The sequence below is a fragment of the Novosphingobium sp. G106 genome, from assembly GCF_019075875.1.
Lineage (GTDB): Bacteria > Pseudomonadota > Alphaproteobacteria > Sphingomonadales > Sphingomonadaceae > Novosphingobium.
Genome location: NZ_JAHOOZ010000001.1, coordinates 5,942,389 through 5,959,979, shown reverse-complemented (window position 1 = coordinate 5,959,979; position 17,591 = coordinate 5,942,389). Strand labels below are relative to the sequence as shown.

The 17,591-nt window shown below is 64.4% G+C and carries 16 protein-coding genes; 6 read left to right on the top strand and 10 right to left on the bottom strand.

The annotated features are described in order from the left end of the window. Positions 1–3: 3 nt before the first annotated feature. Positions 4–348 carry a DNA-directed RNA polymerase subunit omega gene (gene rpoZ / locus KRR38_RS29015; RefSeq protein WP_217406858.1) on the bottom strand — a complete coding sequence of 115 codons (345 nt, stop codon included), beginning with the start codon at positions 346–348 and terminating at the stop codon, positions 4–6. Between the two features lie 148 nt (positions 349–496). On the opposite strand from rpoZ, the gene KRR38_RS29010 reads away from it, so the two are divergent. Continuing rightward, positions 497–1,720 (top strand): MFS transporter, encoded by a 1,224-nt coding sequence (locus KRR38_RS29010; RefSeq protein ID WP_217406856.1) that lies wholly within the window; start codon positions 497–499, stop codon positions 1,718–1,720. Here KRR38_RS29010 and KRR38_RS36555 read toward each other — a convergent pair. Beyond that, positions 1,717–2,289: a CoA transferase gene (locus KRR38_RS36555; protein WP_309141168.1), complete on the bottom strand. Its 573-nt coding sequence runs from the start codon at positions 2,287–2,289 to the stop codon at positions 1,717–1,719. The two genes, KRR38_RS29010 and KRR38_RS36555, sit on opposite strands and share 4 nt — an antisense overlap. Then, complete coding sequence (locus tag KRR38_RS36550) at positions 2,186–2,917, bottom strand: CoA transferase (RefSeq protein WP_254515023.1); 732 nt, start codon at positions 2,915–2,917, stop codon at positions 2,186–2,188. Before KRR38_RS36550 ends, KRR38_RS36555 begins: the two co-directional genes overlap by 104 nt. A gap of 103 nt (positions 2,918–3,020) precedes the next feature. Between KRR38_RS36550 and KRR38_RS29000 the strand changes: the two genes are divergently transcribed. From KRR38_RS29000 to KRR38_RS28985, 4 genes are all read left to right on the top strand, one after another. Beyond that, a complete protein-coding gene (locus KRR38_RS29000; protein ID WP_217406855.1) occupies positions 3,021–3,833 on the top strand; it encodes a TauD/TfdA family dioxygenase in 813 nt (270 codons plus the stop codon). Between the two features lie 76 nt (positions 3,834–3,909). Next, complete coding sequence (locus tag KRR38_RS28995; protein WP_217406854.1) at positions 3,910–5,175, top strand: DUF1214 domain-containing protein; 1,266 nt, start codon at positions 3,910–3,912, stop codon at positions 5,173–5,175. Positions 5,176–5,252: 77 nt separating this feature from the next. Continuing rightward, positions 5,253–6,110, top strand: coding sequence for a hypothetical protein (locus tag KRR38_RS28990; protein WP_217406853.1), 858 nt, complete (start codon positions 5,253–5,255; stop codon positions 6,108–6,110). Positions 6,111–6,120: 10 nt separating this feature from the next. Continuing rightward, a complete protein-coding gene (locus tag KRR38_RS28985) occupies positions 6,121–6,552 on the top strand; it encodes a VOC family protein (RefSeq protein WP_217406851.1) in 432 nt (143 codons plus the stop codon). A 58-nt stretch (positions 6,553–6,610) separates the two neighbouring features. On the opposite strand, the gene KRR38_RS28980 is transcribed toward KRR38_RS28985, so the two are convergent. From KRR38_RS28980 to KRR38_RS28965, 4 genes are all read right to left on the bottom strand, one after another. Beyond that, positions 6,611–7,240: a PEPxxWA-CTERM sorting domain-containing protein gene (locus KRR38_RS28980; protein WP_254515022.1), complete on the bottom strand. Its 630-nt coding sequence runs from the start codon at positions 7,238–7,240 to the stop codon at positions 6,611–6,613. A gap of 246 nt (positions 7,241–7,486) precedes the next feature. Further along, positions 7,487–9,889 carry a TonB-dependent receptor gene (locus tag KRR38_RS28975; protein ID WP_217406849.1) on the bottom strand — a complete coding sequence of 801 codons (2,403 nt, stop codon included), beginning with the start codon at positions 9,887–9,889 and terminating at the stop codon, positions 7,487–7,489. 119 nt (positions 9,890–10,008) lie between these two features. After that, positions 10,009–11,241: a CaiB/BaiF CoA-transferase family protein gene (locus tag KRR38_RS28970; protein ID WP_217406848.1), complete on the bottom strand. Its 1,233-nt coding sequence runs from the start codon at positions 11,239–11,241 to the stop codon at positions 10,009–10,011. Between the two features lie 92 nt (positions 11,242–11,333). Next, positions 11,334–11,969: a methyltransferase domain-containing protein gene (locus KRR38_RS28965; protein ID WP_217406847.1), complete on the bottom strand. Its 636-nt coding sequence runs from the start codon at positions 11,967–11,969 to the stop codon at positions 11,334–11,336. A 22-nt stretch (positions 11,970–11,991) separates the two neighbouring features. On the opposite strand from KRR38_RS28965, the gene KRR38_RS28960 reads away from it, so the two are divergent. After that, positions 11,992–12,276 (top strand): hypothetical protein, encoded by a 285-nt coding sequence (locus tag KRR38_RS28960; RefSeq protein WP_217406846.1) that lies wholly within the window; start codon positions 11,992–11,994, stop codon positions 12,274–12,276. A 125-nt stretch (positions 12,277–12,401) separates the two neighbouring features. Here the strand turns inward: KRR38_RS28960 and KRR38_RS28955 are convergent, their stop codons facing one another. The 3 genes from KRR38_RS28955 to KRR38_RS28945 all read right to left on the bottom strand — a co-directional run bounded on the left by KRR38_RS28955 (position 12,402) and on the right by KRR38_RS28945 (position 17,578). Next, complete coding sequence (locus KRR38_RS28955; protein WP_217406844.1) at positions 12,402–13,226, bottom strand: flagellin; 825 nt, start codon at positions 13,224–13,226, stop codon at positions 12,402–12,404. Positions 13,227–13,920: 694 nt separating this feature from the next. Then, positions 13,921–14,217 (bottom strand): DUF1153 domain-containing protein, encoded by a 297-nt coding sequence (locus KRR38_RS28950; protein ID WP_217406842.1) that lies wholly within the window; start codon positions 14,215–14,217, stop codon positions 13,921–13,923. Between the two features lie 841 nt (positions 14,218–15,058). Further along, positions 15,059–17,578, bottom strand: coding sequence for a TonB-dependent receptor (locus tag KRR38_RS28945; RefSeq protein WP_217406841.1), 2,520 nt, complete (start codon positions 17,576–17,578; stop codon positions 15,059–15,061). Positions 17,579–17,591: the final 13 nt, after the last annotated feature.

Genomic DNA, 17,591 nt, shown 5'->3' with positions numbered 1-17,591 from the left:
GCCTCAACCGTCGTAGTCGCCGCCGATCGAGGTGTTGCGCACCGGCGCGGCGGCGGTGATGCGGAGGGCCTCGGCCGACTGGCTGAGCGAGCCGATTTCATCGACCTCGTCATCATCGTCGGGCAGGACGCGCTGGAGCGAGCCGACCAGCGTCTCGTGCAGCAGGTGCGGGCGAACGGTCTCGTCGGCGATCTCGCGCAGGGCAACGACGGGGTTCTTGTCGCGGTCGCGATCGACGGTGAGCTCGGCGCCGCCCGAGATCTCACGCGCACGCTGCGCGGCGATCAGGACGAGGTCGAACCGGTTCGGGATCTTGTCTACGCAATCTTCGACGGTAACGCGCGCCATGGGCACTCCGTGTAATGGAATCTCGGGAAGACTGGCGAGCTAGGCATCGGCCGGGCAAAAGTCAAGGAATAGGGGCCACCCGGGATAAACCCCTTGCCGCGTCCGCGCCCGCACTCGATAGACCTCGGCGAAGAGGGTGGGGAGCGTAATGCACGATTTCAGGGAATTCCGGCGGCATTGGCGGCCGCTGACCGCCTCGTTCCTCGGCATGGCCTCGGGCCTGTCGCTGAACTCATTCATTCTCAGCACTTTCGCACCCTATCTCATCAAGGAATTCGGCTGGAGCCGATCACAGTGGGCGACATGGGGGGTGATCCAGCTCCTGCTGCTCGTCTGCATGCCGCTCATCGGGCGGCTTACCGATCTCTTCGGCGTCCGCCTCGTCGCTTCGATCGGCGCGATCGTCTTCCCGCTGTCGCTGTTCGCCATTGCCGGAATGAACGGCAGCGTCGGCATCTACCTGGCGATTTATGTCACCCAGACCGTGCTCTGCGCGACGACGACCTCGACGGTCTACTCGCGGCCGGTGGCCGAGGCCTTCTCGGTCCGGCGCGGCGTAGCCCTTGCCATCGTCGGCAGCGCGCCGCCGCTCGTCGCGGCGCTCGGCAGCCCGCTGATCAGTGCTTTCGTCGGTCAGCACGGCTGGCGGGCGGGCTATGTCGTCATGGCCATATACTGCGCGGTCTGCGCCGCGGCGACGATCGCGCTGTTGCCGCGCCGCCGGCCGTTGCCCAGGGCGACGCCGGAGAGTCTGAAGCAGAGACGTAGCGGCGTCTATCGCGAGATCGTGCGGATGCCGGCCTTCTGGATCATGCTTGCCGCCTGCTTCCTGGTGAACCTGCCCTTCACCCTGGCGATCTCGCAGCTCAAGATGGTGGTGCTCGATCAAGGCATTACGGACGCCGATGCGGCGATGATGGTCTCGATCTTCGCTGTGGGCTCGATCGTCGGGCGCATCGTCGCCGGTTTCGGCCTCGACGCGCTGCCCGCGCACATCATCGCGGCGGTCAGCTTCGGCCTGCCCTTCATCGGCCTGCTGCTGCTCGCCTCGCCCTACGATTCGGTGCCGATGGTCGGTTTCGCCATCCTGCTGATGGGGCTCTCGTTCGGCGGCGAGGGCGACGTCGTTCCGTTCCTCGTCACGCGCTATTTCGACATCGGCGTGTTCAGCACGGTTCTGGGCCTGCTGACCGCGTCGATCGCCTCGGCCATGGCGATCGGCAACGTCGCACTCGGCCTGGTGCTGGCGCGGACCAATAGCTTCGACCTCTATCTCGTCATCGCCGCCGCTGGGGCCTTCATCGGCAGCAGCCTGTTCCTGCTGCTCGGCCTGCACCGTTTCCGGCCGGCCGAGCGAGAGGTGATCGCCTAGCGGGCGACGCCGCGCGCCTGGAGGTCGCCGATGGCATCGGCGCCATAGCCGACTTCGCGAAGGAGTTCCGCGGTATGGGCGCCCAGTTCGGGTGCAGACCTCGCCGTACCGTGAATCGCCTCTCCATCGAAAGAAGTCGGCCCCGCCACGATGTCGATCTCGCGCCCGTCGACCGCCAACTTCTGCATCATGCCGTTGGCGTGGACCTGCGGGTCCTGGGTGAGATCGACGATCGAGGCGACCGGCTCCCAGGGAATGTCTATCGATTCGAGCAGCGGCCGCCATTCGGCGTAGTCGCGCGCCGCAAAGGCGTCCTGGATCAGTTCGATCAGCGGCTCGGGATTGGCGTTGCGCGCCTCGTCGGTGGCGAAGCGGGGGTCATCGACGATATCCGCCAAGCCCAGCACACCGCAGAGCGCCGCCCAGCGCGGCTGCGTGTTAAGGATCATAAGCTGGACGATACGCTCATCTCGCGTGATGTAACCGAAGGTCAGCGGGCGGCGGATCTGCTGCTTGGGATGGGTCTGGTAGTTCGGCAGCTGCGTCATGGTGACGTCGCCCGACAGCACCCAGCAGGCCGTCGCCAGCAGCGAGTTCTCGACCACCGAGGGCTCCCCCCGTCATCGCCCGCTTGAACAGCGCGCTGGCGATCCCGTAAGCGATGGCCAGCGACCCGGTATGGTCGCCATAGGCAGGGCGCGGACTGGTAAGCTGCTGCCCAGGCCGGGTGAAGGCATAGCCCGCCCCACCCCGCGCCCAGAAGCACGATCCGTCGAAGCCGGGGCGGTTGGCCTCGGCGCCGCGAAAGCCGACGCCGTTGCCGCGCGCATAGATGATCTTGGGATTGCGTGCGCGAAGATCCTCGACGTCGAGCCGCAGAGCAGTGATCGCCTTGGGCCGGATGCTGGTCAGGAACACGTCGGCGGTCTCGACCAACTTGAGCAGCGCCTCGCGGCCTTCTTCGGTCTTGAGATCGAGCGCCACGCTCTTCTTGTTGCGGTTGTTCTGCTCCATCGCGATGTTGATGTTGCCGAGGTTGCGCGACATGCCGACCTGCAGCGTGCGATAGGGATCGCCGTCGATCGTCTCGATCTTGATCACCTCGGCGCCCTGGTCGGCCATCATCACCGCCGCGCCCGGAACGTAGACATACTGTGCGAGCTCGATCACCCGCACGCCGGCAAAAACACCACTCATTCTCACTCTCCCAAGCGCTTGATACGACCATTGCCGCTGGCCCGGTGATTGACAAGGGGCCTTACTGTGCGGATGGCGGAACCATAGCCAGAGGAAGCCCGAAATGTTTGAGATCGAGCACGCCAGCCCCCGCGTCGGCAGCGTCATCCGCACTACCAAGAAGGACATGCTTGCCGGCACCTATGCCGGCGACATCCAGCAGTTGCTGGTAGAGCGCAGCGCCCTCGCCTTCCCGGACATGCATTTCTCCGACGAGGAGCAGCTCGAATTCGCCGGCACCGTCGGCAAGGTGTTCACCGTGGGCAGCGAGGACGTCCAGAAGATCTCGATGGACCCGAAGATCAACCCGGTCGCCGACTATACGCGCGGAGCGTTCTACTGGCACATCGACGGCGCCAATGACGAAGTGCCGGCCAAGGCGACGATGCTTTCGGCCAAGGTCCTGGCAGAGCCCGGCGAAGGCGACACGCTGGTCGCCAACACCTTCGCCGCCTACGAGGACCTCCTCGACGAGGACAAGGAACTGCTCGACGGCATGCGCGCGCGCCACTGCCTGGAGGCGACCGGCCGCATGGTCCACCCCGATCCCAGCTATGCGCTGATCCAGGCCTGGCACACGCGGCCTTCGCGCTTCCATCCGATCGTCTGGTCGCACCGCTCGGGGCACAAGTCGCTGCTGATCGGCGCGACCGCCTATTACGTCGAAGGCATGGACATCGAGGAAGGCCGCATGCTGCTCTGCCGGCTGCAGGAATTCGCCACCCAGCCGCAGTACGTCTATCGCCACAAGTGGCAGCCGGGCGACTTCCTGCTGTGGGACAACACCGGCACGATGCACAAGGCCGACGCCTACCCGCTCGACAGCAAGCGGCTGATGCACCGCACGACGCTGCACGGCGAGGAATCGATCGCCTGAGCCTGTTCGCGTTGGTTGAGCCGCGCTAGCATCCTGGTCAGCATCCGGAGTCGGAGCGCGGAACGGGAGAGCGACGATGGCTTTTGGCGATAGTCCGGACGATGCAGGCCTGCGAACAGCGTGGCAGCAGTTCTGCCGCCAGCTCGAAGCCGCGGGCGACTGTGCGTTCAAGGACACGATTCCAGCGAACGGGCTGCACCGCGTCGATGCGCTGCGCTTCCTCACACAGAACCTCGGCCAGGCCTTCGACCTCGCGCTCGAAACCAAGAACACGCAGTACCCGGTGATCCACGCCTTCTGCGGCCCCTTCCGCAAGCTCGGTGGCGACAATGCCGATTTCACCTACCAGCAGGCCTGGATCGACGGGCAGTCGGTCTACAGGATCTCGGGCAACCGCGGCACCGCGCGCTTCTTCAACATCGCCGTCCAGGGCGCGCGCCCGACCAGCCGACCCGAGCAGCCGGATTGGCGTCCGCTGCACGAACCCTTCGGCGACACGCCCGAGGCCAACCTGTTCGGCCACGACATGGCTATCGGCTGGGACGGCAGCTTCGAGGTCCAGGTCGGCGGCGAAAAGCCCGACCCCGCGCTCTGCCCCAACTGGCTGCCGACCACGCCCGGCACGCGCAAGCTGTTCATCCGGCAGGGCTTCGACGACTGGTCCGAACTGCCCGTGACGATGCGCATCGAACGCATCGGCATGACCGAGCCGCGGCCGATGCCCGACCCCGCCGAGATGATCGCGGCGATCGAATGGGCGGGCGACTTCGTCACCGGCGTCGCCGGCGACTGGCCCGACTGGCCCTATACCTTCGCCGAGGACGTCGATCCCGAGCAGGTCAACCGCTTCCCCGACGGGCGGCGCGCCTCGGGCGATCCGGTCTACAACCCCGAACTCGACAAGAAGCGCGGCCGCGCGCCCTCGACGATGTGCTGGAAGCTCGCGCCCGACGAGGCGCTGATCATCGAATGGGACAGGAACGACCTGTTCTGGATGATGACCAACATGGGGATGAGCTTCAACTCGATGGACTATCTCTACCGGTCGGTCAGCCACTCGCCGGCGCGGGTCAAGGCCGATAGCGACGGCAGGATCCGCATGGTGCTCGCGCACAGCGATCCGGGCTTCCACAACTGGATCGACACCTGCGGCTTCGCGCAGGGTGAGATCTGCAACCGCAACATGCTGACCGACCAGGCGACCGATTTCCGCACGCGCGTGGTCAAGCACGATGCCCTTGCGGCGGCGATGCCGGCAGACAGCCCCCGCGTTACGCCCGAGCAGCGCAGCCGGATGATGCAGGAGCGCTTCCACTCGATCATGCGGCGCTACAACTTCTAGCCAAAACCTAGCAACCGCTCGCTTGGGCTTGTGCAGCGGCCGATTGCCGTTAGGCTCGCGGCAAAAGGGAGAGAAAGGTGGGCGAAGCGACGATGAGCCATCCCGTGCGTTCGATGGTCCCGGCCGGCCCATTCCACACCGAGGCGATCGCGCCTGGCGTGACGCTGCGGCGGCTCTATCCGGGCGGCCTCGCAGGTCCCGACCGCGTGGTCTACAACGATATCCCGGGCGGCCAGACCTGGAGCGAGAACTTCATGCTCGGCGGCCCCGAAGACGACTTCATCATGCTCGTCCCCGACATCCGCATGCCGCCCAACCAGCTCTGGCCGATGCACTGGCACGACTGCTGGACCGTAGTCGTCGTGGTCGAGGGCAAGTGCCTCATCGGCGACTGGTACATGGAGCCGGGCGACGTCTTCGTCGCCGCGCCCTCGATCGAGTACGGGCCGCTGCTGATCGGGCCGATGGGCTGCCGGCTGTTCGAGATATTCGCCGACGTGGCGCTCTCGCCCGGCGGCTACGGCCCCGAATACCGCGACCATCCGACGCTCCGGGGTGGCAACCACGCGTTCAAGCCGCGCGAGGGCGTCAACAAGCGCAACGAGGGCCATTCTTCGCTCTCGCTCGAAGGCGCCGAGGGCATGTGGAAGACGCGGCTGCGGCCGGGTTGGAGCTGGAACCTCGGCGATGCGGCCGATCCCAACCGCGGCGTGGTGCGCGATACGCGGATTCCCGCGGGGATCAGCATGCCGGCACGGACGCGCGAGGACTGGTACGGTGCGGTGGTGCTCGAAGGTTCGGTCGAGGTCGGCGGCAAGCTGCTGGTGCGCGACGACGTGCTGGTCGCGGAGCGTAGCGCTCCCATCCCGGCGATGACCGCGGGCGCCGAAGGCGTCCAGTTGCTCGAACACTTCCGCACCGCGCTGGCGCTCTAGGAGAAGGCCCATGACCGCAAACCACGTCGGCATATCGGTAACCGATATCGAACGCTCGATCGCTTTCTATCGCGACATGTTCGGCATGGAGCAGCTCTGCGACGTGTTCCCCTTCGGCGGCGAGCAGTACGAGGCGATCATGGACATTCCCGGCGTGACCGGGCGCATGTGCATGATCGGCAAGGGCCCGCTGAACCTCGAACTGTTCGAGTTCGATGGCTCCAAGGCCAAGGACCCCGAATACCCGGTCAGCGACCGGGGAATTTCGCATTTCGGCTTCGAGGTGGACGACATCGCCGCCACGTTCGAAAAGCTGAGCGCTGCCGGCACGCGGATCCACAGTCCGGTGATCACGTTCAACCAGGGCTCGATGAAGGCCGCCTATTGCCGCGATCCCGATGGCAACGTGTTCGAAATCCTGGAACCGCGGCGAGCGGGCTAAATGAAAGGCCCCGCCGAGGGGCACCGGCGAGGCCTTTCAAGAAGCGCGCTCGCCAGGATCAGAAGGCGAAGCGCACGGTCGTCTTGCGGCGCCGGCGCAACGCGCCGCCGACGAAGCCTATCCCCAAGATCAGCATGACCCAGGTCGCGACTTCGGGAACGGGGCTGCCTACGAGCTGGATATTGTCGAGGTAGGCGCCGAGGCTGTCATTGGTGCCCGAGGCGCGGAAGATCAGCTCGGTCGGCGCGGTGACCGTGAAGGCGAAGGAGAACGGGTTCCACGCCGTGTCCGACAGGCCCGTACCGTCGTAGGTCGCTGAACTGAGCACCGTATTGCCGATCAGGATGTCGAGACCGCTCGAAGCAGCCGCGACGCCCGGACGCGCGGAGACCTGTCCCGTCAGCACGTAGGTGCCCGCCTCGATGATGCGCGACATTGCGGTGTTGTTGTTGCTGTCGAGTTCGACGAGGTTGTTCTCGGAAAACGGCGTGCCCGCAGCGTGATTCTGCAGCTCGATGCCGGCGCCCGAAATGGCGGTCCAGCCGTCGACCGACGGGAGTATGACATACTGGCCGGCTCCAACCGCAACGTCATCGAATGTCGACAGGAAGTTGGTGACGGCAAGTGCCGGCGTCGCGGTGGCGAGCGCCAGAGCGGCTATGGTCGCTGCAAGAGCCTTGGTCCTCATATGCTGTCCCTTCATCTCGGAAGTGCAAGCGCGGCTCCAGAAGGAGGCGATCACGATGCATCTCGCTCCTGCAGCAAACTTCGAGATTAGGCGAACAGTTAACGGTAGGCAGTTATAGTTACGGGATAAATGGGAACGATTAAGGCCACTTTTCACACTTCTATTGCTGCAGTGCGACAAGTGGAGACGGCGCAGCGTCGAGCCGAAAGGCTGCTCTCGCGACCCCTCGACTCTACGTGATTGCCCTTACTGCCAGGCCCGGAAGGTCACGCCGAAAGTGCGCGGATCGCTCGGCGTGCCGAGGATCAGGCCCGAATTGCCGGCCTGGATCGTCAGGTTCTGGATATAGTTCGATTGGAACAGGTTGCGGGCGAAGACGCTGATCTCCCAGTTGCTGTCCGAGCGATAGCCGATGCTGGCATTGGTCAGGTTGTAACCGTCGATCAGCGTGTACTTCGACAGGCTGGGATCGCCGTAGTAGCTGCTGCGCCAGCTGGTATCGCCGTGGGCCACCAGGCTGCCGCCGCTGCCGCCGACCGGCAGCGCATAGTCGAAGCCCAGCGTCTCCACCCAGCGCGGCAGCCCGACCAGCGGCTTGCCGGTGAAGTTGCAGGGCACGGTGGCCGCGGTCTGCACTTCGAGCGGGCAAGGCCCGGCCGGGTAGTTCGTATATTCTCCGTGCGAATAGGCCAGGCTGCCGCGGATCGTCAGGCCGGCGACCGGGCGGACGATGGCGTCGGCCTCGATGCCCTTCACCTCGACTTCGGGGATGTTCGAGAGATATCCGCGCAGCGCAACGGTCTGGCTGCTGTCCACGATCGTCGCCTGGAAGTTGCGGACCTTGGTCAGGTAGCCGGTCAGGTTGAACAGCACGCGGTTGTCGAGGAACTGGGTCTTGAGCCCGACCTCATAGGTCGTGTTGCGCTCGGGCTTGACCACCGCGGTCGCCAGCGCCGGCTGATTGGTGCTGGTCAGCGGCAGGCCCGACATGTTGATGCCGCCCGACTTGAAGCCGCGCGCGAAGCTCGCATAGCCCATGATGCCGTCGGTAAAATGGTAGGCCAGGTTGGCGCGGCCCGAGAGGCTGCCGCCCTTGTCCTTCGCCGCATAGGTCTGCTGCCGCAGGATCGAGAGGCGCGCATTCGTCAGGGCGGTGATCTGCGCCGGCGTGCCGGTCAGCGCGGGACCGCCGAAGACCGGAGAGTCATAGTCGCCAGCCTTGTCTTCATAGGTATAGCGCAGGCCGCCGGTCACGGTGAAACGCGGGGTGATGTCGTAGTTCATCTCGCCGAATGCCGCGTAGCTGTCGGTGCGGAAATGCGTGCGTCCGTCCGTGCCATAGCCGTCGAGCAGGTTAGCCGGGACGTTCACTGTGGTGGCCCCGGAGGTGAAGGTCGGCCCGATCAGCCAGTAGGCGGCCTGTGATCCATAGATGGAGATCGGCCGGCCGTTGAGCTGCTGATGGAAGTAATAGAGCCCGGCGACATAGTGGAACGGGCCATCGCCGTTCGAGGCGATGCGCAATTCCTGGCTGTACTGGTCCTGGCGCGAGGGGATGTGCTGGGTCACCTGGATGTTGACCCCGGTATAGTCGCGGTCGTTGGCCGCATCCCAGTTCCAGAAGCGCCAGGCGCTGACGGAGGTAATCGTCGCGCCGCCGATGTTCCAGTCGGCGATCGCCGAGACGCCGCCTTCGTTGGTGTTGACGCCCAGCGCCGCGTCGATGTCGGTCACGCGGTCATAGGGATTGGTGCTGGCCGGCTGGTAGTTCAGTCCGGCGGCGAGCGCCGGGTACTGGCGCGCGGCCGGGCGCAGGCTGGTGCCGACGCGCAAATAGACCTGGGTGCAGCACTCGTTCTCGAAATTCGAGAAATCGGCGATCACGCGCAGCTGGAAGGCGTCGGACGGCTTGAACAGCAGCTGGCCGCGGACAGCCTGGTTGCCGATGTTGTTCTGCTTGTGCCCGCCATAGCGGATGTTGGTGATCACGCCATCGCGCCGCGTCATCAGCCCGGAGACGCGGACCGCCAGCTTGTCGTCGATCACGGGCAGCGAGCCCGAGGCCTTGACCTGCAGCCAATTGCGCTCGCCATAGCTGATCTCTTCGCTGGCTTCGGGCGTGAAAGTCGGCAGGCGGCTGGTGATGTTGATCGCGCCGGCCGTGGTGTTCTTGCCGAACAGCGTGCCCTGCGGACCGCGCAGCACTTCGATCCGCTCGATGTCGGTGAAGTCAAAGGCGGCCGTGGCCGGGCGCGCGTGATAGACCTGGTCGACATAGAAGCCTACGCCCGGCTCCAGCCCGTCGTTGGCCTGGCTGACCGCGACCACGCTCGAACCCAGTCCGCGAATCGTGAACGAGGTGTTGCGCGGGTTGGCCGAGGAATAGTTGAGCGCCGGAACCAGCGTCGAGAGGCCCGTGGTGTTGACCGTATAGGCGCGGTCGAGTTCATCGCCCTGTACCACCGAAACCGCCACCGGCACGTCCTGCAGGTTCTCCACGCGCTGCCGCGCGGTGACGATGATCGGCGAGATGGCACCGCCTACGTCGGCCGAAGCCGGTCGCTCGGCTTCATCCGCCCAGGCCGTCGATGAAATGCAGGAGACGAGCAAAGGTGCGGCGCAAAGCACCTGGCGAACGCGTGAAACCATGACGAAATACCCCCAACGGCCGATTAGCTGTATTTCGCCGTATATAGAATTATGACGAAGGGCAATCGTACAACCGTTGCTAAAGCGTCACAGTGTCGCAGAAACAACGAGACCCACGGCTAAGCGACCGTTCCCGCCTCCCGGTAGCGCCGAATGGCCGCGGCATCGCAGCCGAGCTCGGCGAGGATCTCGTCGGTATGCTCGGCGAATTCGGGCGCACGCGGCGGGTCGCCGGCTTCCTCATCGAACAGGATCGGCGGGACCGGCACTTTGAGGCTGCCGCCGTTGGGGTACTCGACATGCCGGACGAAGCCGTTGGCCAGGGTCTGCGGGTCCTCGTAGATTTCCTCGGGGCTCTGGATCGGTGCCCAGGCGCCACGCGCCTTGGCGAGCAGCGCTTTCCATTCGGTGAAGTCGCGGGCGGCAAATTCTGCCTCGAGAATCGCCTGGAGTGCATGCGAGTTGGCCTGCCGATTGCGCGACACGGTGAAGCGCGCATCGGCGACCAGATCCTCGCGCCCGATCCGCTGGCAGAAGTCGGCAAAGTCGCGGTCGTCGTCGGTCAGGAACAGCAGGTTGATGAAGCGGTAGTCGCGCGTCTGGTAGATCGTCCGCACGGCGGAGATCAGCCCAGCCGGCGCGCCCGGCGGCGGCGGCGGACGCTTGGCGGGGCCGGGATTGCGCGTGACCGGATTGAACTGAGCGCCGATGATCGCCGGCCCGTTGAACCAGACCGCCGTGCCCATCAGCGAGGAGTCGACTACCGTCGCCTCCCCTGTCCGCTCGCGGTGGAGCAGCGCGGCGCAGATGCCGCCGGCGAAGGCCATGCCCGACATGCCGTCGCCATGCCCGACCATGTGCGCGGGCCATTCGAGGTTCGACAGGTCCATCGAGGTCTGTCCGAGCGATCCGCGGTACCACCAGCTCAGCGCATCGTAGCCCGGCCGGTCGGCATCAGGCCCTTTCGGCCCGTGCCCGCTGCCGCGCGCGTAGATGATCTTCGGGTTCACCTTGCGGATGTCGTCGACATCGATGCCGAGTTTGCGCCGGGTCGGCGCGAGGTATGAGGTGAGGAAGACGTCGGCATCGGCCGCAAGCTTGTAGATCAGCTCGCGGCCTTCCTCGGTGGTCAGGTCTATTGCGATCGACCGCTTGCCGCGGCTGTAGTGCTTGAACTGCGTACTCGCGCCGCCGGGTTCGAGCGTGCCGCCCATCGTGCGCATCGGATCGGGCGCCTTGGGGCTTTCGACCTTGATCACGTCGGCGCCCCAATGCGCCATCACCCCGCCGGCCGAGGGCACGAAGGCCCAGGCGGTGACGTCGACGACCTTGAAGCCTTGCAGAATCCGCATGCTCGCTCTCCCTTTTCGGGAAGCTTCCGGACAAGCCGCCGCGGGGGCAAGCGATTTATTTCGTAGCGCTTGTTTGGTGCGCTGCAGTCCCTTCAGGCCCGGGCGATCACCACGACGAGCGGGTCGCTATCGCCACCATGCGCGAGCAGCTTCGCCTCGACCGATGCAAAGCCGGCGCGCGTGGCATAGAGACTGACCAGGCTGGCGTGCTGGGAGATATTCAGCGCGCGCCAGATCGCCACGGCCTTGGTCGGGAAACATCGATTGGAGAAGCTGACGATAAAGGGCGCGCCGGGGCGCAGCACACGGCGCACTTCGGTAAAGACCGCGATCGGCTGCTGCAGATACTGGACGCTGACGCAGCACAGCGCGGCGTCGAAGGCGGCGGCGTCCAGCGGAAGCGTGGAGTCACGGTTGAGATCCTGGACGAACCACCGCGTCAGCCGCGGGTTGGCCTTGAGTTCCACGGCGTTCATGCCGTGGCCGACACATTCCGCAAGTTCGAGTTCGGGCGGCAGGTGGCTGACCCAGCTCGACATCAGGTCGAGCACGGTGCCGCCAGCGGGCAACAGGTCGCGGTAGCATTTGGTCAGCGCGGCAATAGCGCCATCGTCGATATGGGTCACCAGCCGCGGCGGTGCGTAGAAGGCGAGATCGTCTCCCTCGTCCTGGCGGCCGAAGGCACCGGGCGGGAATTCGTCTGGAAATTCGGGATGGCTGGGGTTCATCGACTGACGCTATCCTCGGCGGATGCCCAGACATCACCATATCCTCAATGCGGCGTCCAACCTTTTGGGGATCGCGCTGATCATCATAACCGGACTGCATCTGACCGGGACGTCGGAAAGGACGATTGCCGATCAGATCGGCTGGGTTGCAGCAGCCTGCCTCAGCGCCAGCTGCCTGCTGTCCTACATCGCCATTCGCCGTGAGCCCGAACCGAGCCGTTTCGAACGCTGGGCTGACAGGAGCTTCCTGGCCGGACTGGTCTGTCTGATCCTGGCGGTCTTCACGCTGGCCGCAACCAAGCTGTGAACCGCAATTCCTTCATCCCGCGTGCGACGCACATGCGGCAAGGGCCCGACGGTCCGCTGTGGACCGCCGGGCGCGCCTGGAAGGGACAGGCGTTTCTTGATCAAGCCGTTAGTTCAGCCGTGCCGTTACCGGAGTAGCGACAGCACGTTCTGCTGGGTCTGGTTGGCCTGAGAAATCATGGCGGTCGATGCCTGGCTGAGGATCTGGGCCTTGGCCAGCGCCGTCGTTTCCGACGAGTAGTCGGCATCCTCGATCCGCGAGCGGGCTTCGGACAGGTTCGTCATGTTGGTCGTCAGGTTGTTGACGGCCGATTCCAGACGGCTCTGGCCGGCACCGAGTGCGGCGCGGGTCGTGTTGATGCCGGTCAGCGCGATGTCGATGTTGTCGATCGTCGTGGCCGCAGCGGTCGTAGTGCTCACGTCGAGCGACGTGCCGAGCTTGGTGCCGTCGACACCGGAAATGGTAAGGTCGATCGTCGAGCCGGCTTCGGAGCCTGCCTGGATCGTGATCGTGACGGTGCTGGCCGAGCCACCTTCGCTAAACAGCGTCACGCCGTTGAACTTGGTGTTGTTCAGGATGTCGTCGATCTGGCTGGTCAGCTGCGAGACTTCCGCCTGCAGGTTGCCACGGTCGGTATCGCTGTAGGTGCCCGATTTGGACTGGATCGACAGTTCGCGAATGCGCTGCAGCATGTTGGTGACTTCGTTGAGCGCACCATCGGCGGTCTGCGCCAACGCGATGCCATCATTCGCGTTACGGATCGCCTGTGTCATGCCGCGGACCTGCGAGGTCATCGTCGTCGCGATGGCGAGGCCAGCGGCGTCGTCCTTCGCGCTGTTGATGCGCTTGCCGGTCGACAGACGCTCCATCGCGCTGCCCAGCAGCTTGCTCGCAGAAGTCGAAGCATTCGCCGCCTTCATGGCGGCGATGTTAGTGTTAATAACAGCCATGATCAGTTCCTAAAAACTCACCCGGTCTCCCAGGTGGGTGCCGCCCGACCCTTCGAGCGACTGCCAACAGCAAGAGCGGTTGCTAAGGGATATTGTTAAGGCCCTCGGTTACCGCGGACTTAAAATTTCTGAATCCGACCGGCTGAAACTGGGGGTTAGGTTACCTCGAAAGTCCCAGATTTCTGCCGTTTTTCGTCGAGCCAGATATTTTAGGCCTTGCTGAAAATTTTTTTACTTAACCTCTCGCTCCACCCTTCAAACCGCTAGTTCCTCGGCTTTTCGGGGCGAAAATCCCCGACCGTGAGGCCGGGGAAGGACGAGAGAGAGTATCGTATTCATCCGATCCAAAGCCATTTGGACCGGCTACTCTCCCAGTAAACCGACTTGGTGAACGAAGCGTAAAGCGTGTGCCATCGCTGACTCACGATTCCGCCGCCCGACGCTTCAGCCGGTAAATGACGTTAAGGATGGGGATGGTTGCCAGCGGCAGATCGAGGCTCGATGTCTCGAAGCGAGTTGCGTGGACGCGACATAATCCACGCGGCACAGCCCACGGTACGGGCCTATCGCCTATCCGGACCCGGCTGGCTGTGGGTGTCAAACAGGCCGCGGTCGCGGACACGATCGCCGGCCCTGAATGCGTGAAGGGCGCGGAGCCATGACCGCGCCCTTCCAGCTACTTATATAGGACAGCTCAGTTCAGCGCGTCGGCGCGCCACATCTCGCGGTTGCGCTGCACGCAGGTGACGCGCAGCCCGCGCACGCCGAGCCGTTCCTCGGTGCGCATCCAGGAGGCCAGTTCCTCGACGCTCATCCGGTAGCGATCGCAGGCCTCATCGACCGTCAGAAGACCGCCCTGCACCGCCGCCACCACATCGGCCTTGCGGCGTGCGGTCCAGCGCTCGCCCAAGGCGGGCAGCGAGTGGCGGGTTAGCGGAGCGCCCTGAGGTCCCATCACGGCGATCGGGCGAATTTGGGTTAGTTCCAGCATCGGTCATTTCCTCTTCAATCCCCCCGTTGCCTGAGGTGAGAAAACGACCCCGCTGGTTGCCAACTTCTGTCGGGAACTGGTTAATACGGTGGAACGAGCGCCCCCTGCGATGAAGGGTGCGCGGTATTCAGGTGCAGATACCGGCCGCTTAGAACGTCACGATGACGGCGACAGCGTCGCAGCTTTCCCGCCTCCTGGGAGCAGGCGCATATGTCCGAATTCAGCCGATTCCGCCTTCTGATCGCCAGCGGCCGAGGGCGCGGCCGCGCGGGCGATCCACCGGGCTACCAGCGCTTGTAGGGACCCAGTATCCGGCGCTGATCTTCGCGACGCTTCACCTGGGACTCGGAATAATACCAGCGCGCGCCAAATCCCAGGAAGCCGATGAGAAACGTCAGTGCCAGGAGCAAGACAATCAAATGCATAAGACCTCTTACCGTTGAACCCCGGCGGCAACTCGCGTCTAGAACCCAGCGGTCGGCAGTTGGTTCCAGGCGCGGCCCGGACATTGTTTTTTGCCAATCCGCTGCGGAAACAGCCGCGCGCCGCCGTCGTTGCAACAATGCGTTTTCGGGTCGCAAAGTTGGGAACGCGTGACATATCAGCCAGCGCATGAACGCTGGCCAACAGCATCGAAGAGCCTCTTGGACTACGGCCCCCGCTTATGCGGGGGTTTTCTTTTCACCCGGTCGCGCTTGCGGGAACCCCTGCCTTTCGGAGATATTCGCAAGAGCTCCCGTGCCAAGAATGACTGACCGTGGGCGGCTGGTGAAGATCGAAGCCGACCAATGCAGACTTGCCGATGAGCCCTAAGCCGTACGCCGTATCCCGATAGGCTGGCTCAGAACTTCACCCGGGCATCGACCTGGAAAGAGCGCGGCGGCAGGAAGTTGAACTGGTCGAGCTGACCATATCCGCTCTGGAAGCCGCCCGAGGTCGGTGCCCCCGACGCGCTGTTGGTGATAGCGGTGACCGCACGGCTGTTGAACACGTTCGACACGTTCAGGCCGATGCGGAAGTGCTCGCCGATTTCCTGGCTGATCGCGAATTCGCCGATGCTGTAGGGCTTGATCCGGTAGAGCCGATAGCCGGGGCTGCCGCTGAACTCGCTGGCATATTGCGGCCCGACATACTTCTGATTGAACGACAGGCGGAAGCCCTCGTTGCTGTAGGTGATGCCGGCGGCGGCGGTGGTGAACGGCGCCTTGGCGATCTGCGCCCCGGTCGTCACGCTGTGGGCGTAGTTGTAGGAGCCGTTGGCGTAGAGCGTCAGGCCCCGGACCGGCATGTAGCTGATCTCGCCCTCGACGCCCTTGTAGCGGACCGAGCCGATATTGACGAGCAACGAGGTGTCGCAGCCGACGGTGGTGCAGGTGCCGATCTTGTTGTCGACGTTGATGACATAGCCATCGACGTCGAGCGAGACGGCGTGACCGTGCCAGACGGTACCGACCTGGTAGTTGGTCGAGGTCTGCGGCCGAAGCGCATCGAGCGCGGTCGAGAGCGTGCCCGATGCCGAGTAGAAGCTCGACAGGTCGGGCACGTACATGCCTTGGGCATATTGGGCGTAGAACGACCAGTTGGTCATGGCCTGCCAGTTCACCGTGGCGAAGGGCAGCGTCTTGGTCCAGGTCGCGCTGGTATCGATCGGCGTGCGCGATTTCTGGTTCACGGCAGCGTCGATGCCACGGTTGAAGTGGACGTATTTGACACCCGGCGTGATCGACAGGCTCTCGATCGGGCGGAATTCGAACTCGGCGAAAAGCTGATACTGGCTCCACGTCGAATGCTGGAGGTACTGCGTATTGGCCAGCGCGGTCGAGGGCAGAGCGCTCTGTGCAGCGGTGCCGTTGCCGTTATTGAACTTCTCGTTGTAGCTCGGCAGTCCGGTAGTCATGTCCAGATCGAACAGATGGCGATCGGTATCGGCATGTTCGTACCAGCCGCCGACGCGGATCTTGCCCATCGAGAACTCGTAGTTGATCTGACCGATATAGCCGAGCACGCGATACTTGTTCAGCTTGTCGTAGCCCAGCACGTCCCCGGTCGGGCCTTTGACGGCGACTGACGGCGAGGCCGCGGTGCCCGCGCCCGAAAAGCCGGTGACCACGCCGCCCGACGGGAAACTGAACACCGGCACGTTGCCGTTCAGCGTCACGGCCGAAGTGCCGTTCCCCGATTTGGTGTGGTTGGTATAGCCGTACATGTAGGCACGGTTATCCAGCGAGAACCCGCTACCCAGCTCGCTCTGCAGGCGGATGTAGGAGAAGTCGGTGGTCTTGTCGGTACGGTTGTACTTGTAATAGCTGGCCAAGGTGGGGTCGTTCGTCATCCCGAAGTTCTTGCCGTAAGTGCCGACTTCGGATGTCGAGGCGCAGTTGGTCCCAGTGAGCTGGGTAAGCGGAATGCCCGAAGCGTCGGCGGCAACGGTCTTGACCGTGCCGACGGTGGCCGCGGTGGCGCTGCCGCAGGTTCCGCCCTTGGCGACGTCCGACAGGTAATAGAAGTTGCGGTTCCACGTGCTCATCAGCGTCAGCGTGTTCGACGCGCCGACCGGGATCACGGCCTTGCCGTAGAGGTTCTTCGAACCGACCGGCGAGAATGTCAGCGCGCCGTCCGAACGCAGATACTGGCCGGTCAGCACGACCCGCGCACCGCCCAGGCTTTCGATCTTGCCGCTCTGGAACTCGGCGCGGGCGATGAAGGTGTTCCAGTTCCCGAGGATGGCTTCGACCTGGCCGCCCATCTCATCCTGCACCGCGCGCGAATAGAGGTTGAGGTTGCCGCCATAGCTCGCCTGGCCAAGCTGGCTTGCATTGCCCGGGCCGCGGTCGACCACGATCGTCTCTATGGTGTTCGACGGGAAGAAGGCGGTCGAGTGATGGGTCGGATTGTTGGTGTCGGCGAAGGGAATCGAATCGTAGGTGACGTTGTATTCGCCGTCCTGGAAGCCGCGGATGACCGCCTTGGTCTCGCTGAGGCCGGCGCCGTTGCCGTTGCCGGTGATCGACACGCCCGGGGTCAGCATGATCAGCGCGTTGAAGTCCGAGGCGGCATTGGCATTGTCGATGAATTCGCGGCTGACCGCTGCCTGCGGCTGCGTCGTCGTCAGCGAAGCCGTGATCGGCGCGGTTTCGGCCGTATGCGAACCGGTGACGATGATGTCCGAAGAGGTCAGCGACTGCTTGTCGTTCGCCTGGCCGGCCTGACCGGCGCTCGAATTCTGGTCGGCGGCATCGCCGGAATTCGCGCCGGCGTCGGCGGCTGTAGCCTCGCCAGCGGCCATCGCGGCCCCCGGCATGGCGAACACGATCAGGGCGGAAGCGGCTAGCAGCGCCGCGCGGGTGGTTGACTTGGCCATTGTTCCCTCATGT

Bases quoted from the DNA above. Each gene is read 5' to 3' on its own strand.
- rpoZ (WP_217406858.1), bottom strand. From the start codon at position 348: ATGGCGCGCGTTACCGTCGAAGATTGCGTAGACAAGATCCCGAACCGG.
- KRR38_RS29010 (WP_217406856.1), top strand. From the start codon at position 497: ATGCACGATTTCAGGGAATTCCGGCGGCATTGGCGGCCGCTGACCGCC.
- KRR38_RS36550 (WP_254515023.1), bottom strand. From the start codon at position 2,917: ATGAGTGGTGTTTTTGCCGGCGTGCGGGTGATCGAGCTCGCACAGTAT.
- KRR38_RS29000 (WP_217406855.1), top strand. From the start codon at position 3,021: ATGTTTGAGATCGAGCACGCCAGCCCCCGCGTCGGCAGCGTCATCCGC.
- KRR38_RS28995 (WP_217406854.1), top strand. From the start codon at position 3,910: ATGGCTTTTGGCGATAGTCCGGACGATGCAGGCCTGCGAACAGCGTGG.
- KRR38_RS28985 (WP_217406851.1), top strand. From the start codon at position 6,121: ATGACCGCAAACCACGTCGGCATATCGGTAACCGATATCGAACGCTCG.
- KRR38_RS28980 (WP_254515022.1), bottom strand. From the start codon at position 7,240: ATGAGGACCAAGGCTCTTGCAGCGACCATAGCCGCTCTGGCGCTCGCC.
- KRR38_RS28975 (WP_217406849.1), bottom strand. From the start codon at position 9,889: ATGGTTTCACGCGTTCGCCAGGTGCTTTGCGCCGCACCTTTGCTCGTC.
- KRR38_RS28970 (WP_217406848.1), bottom strand. From the start codon at position 11,241: ATGCGGATTCTGCAAGGCTTCAAGGTCGTCGACGTCACCGCCTGGGCC.
- KRR38_RS28965 (WP_217406847.1), bottom strand. From the start codon at position 11,969: ATGAACCCCAGCCATCCCGAATTTCCAGACGAATTCCCGCCCGGTGCC.
- KRR38_RS28960 (WP_217406846.1), top strand. From the start codon at position 11,992: ATGCCCAGACATCACCATATCCTCAATGCGGCGTCCAACCTTTTGGGG.
- KRR38_RS28955 (WP_217406844.1), bottom strand. From the start codon at position 13,226: ATGGCTGTTATTAACACTAACATCGCCGCCATGAAGGCGGCGAATGCT.
- KRR38_RS28950 (WP_217406842.1), bottom strand. From the start codon at position 14,217: ATGCTGGAACTAACCCAAATTCGCCCGATCGCCGTGATGGGACCTCAG.
- KRR38_RS28945 (WP_217406841.1), bottom strand. From the start codon at position 17,578: ATGGCCAAGTCAACCACCCGCGCGGCGCTGCTAGCCGCTTCCGCCCTG.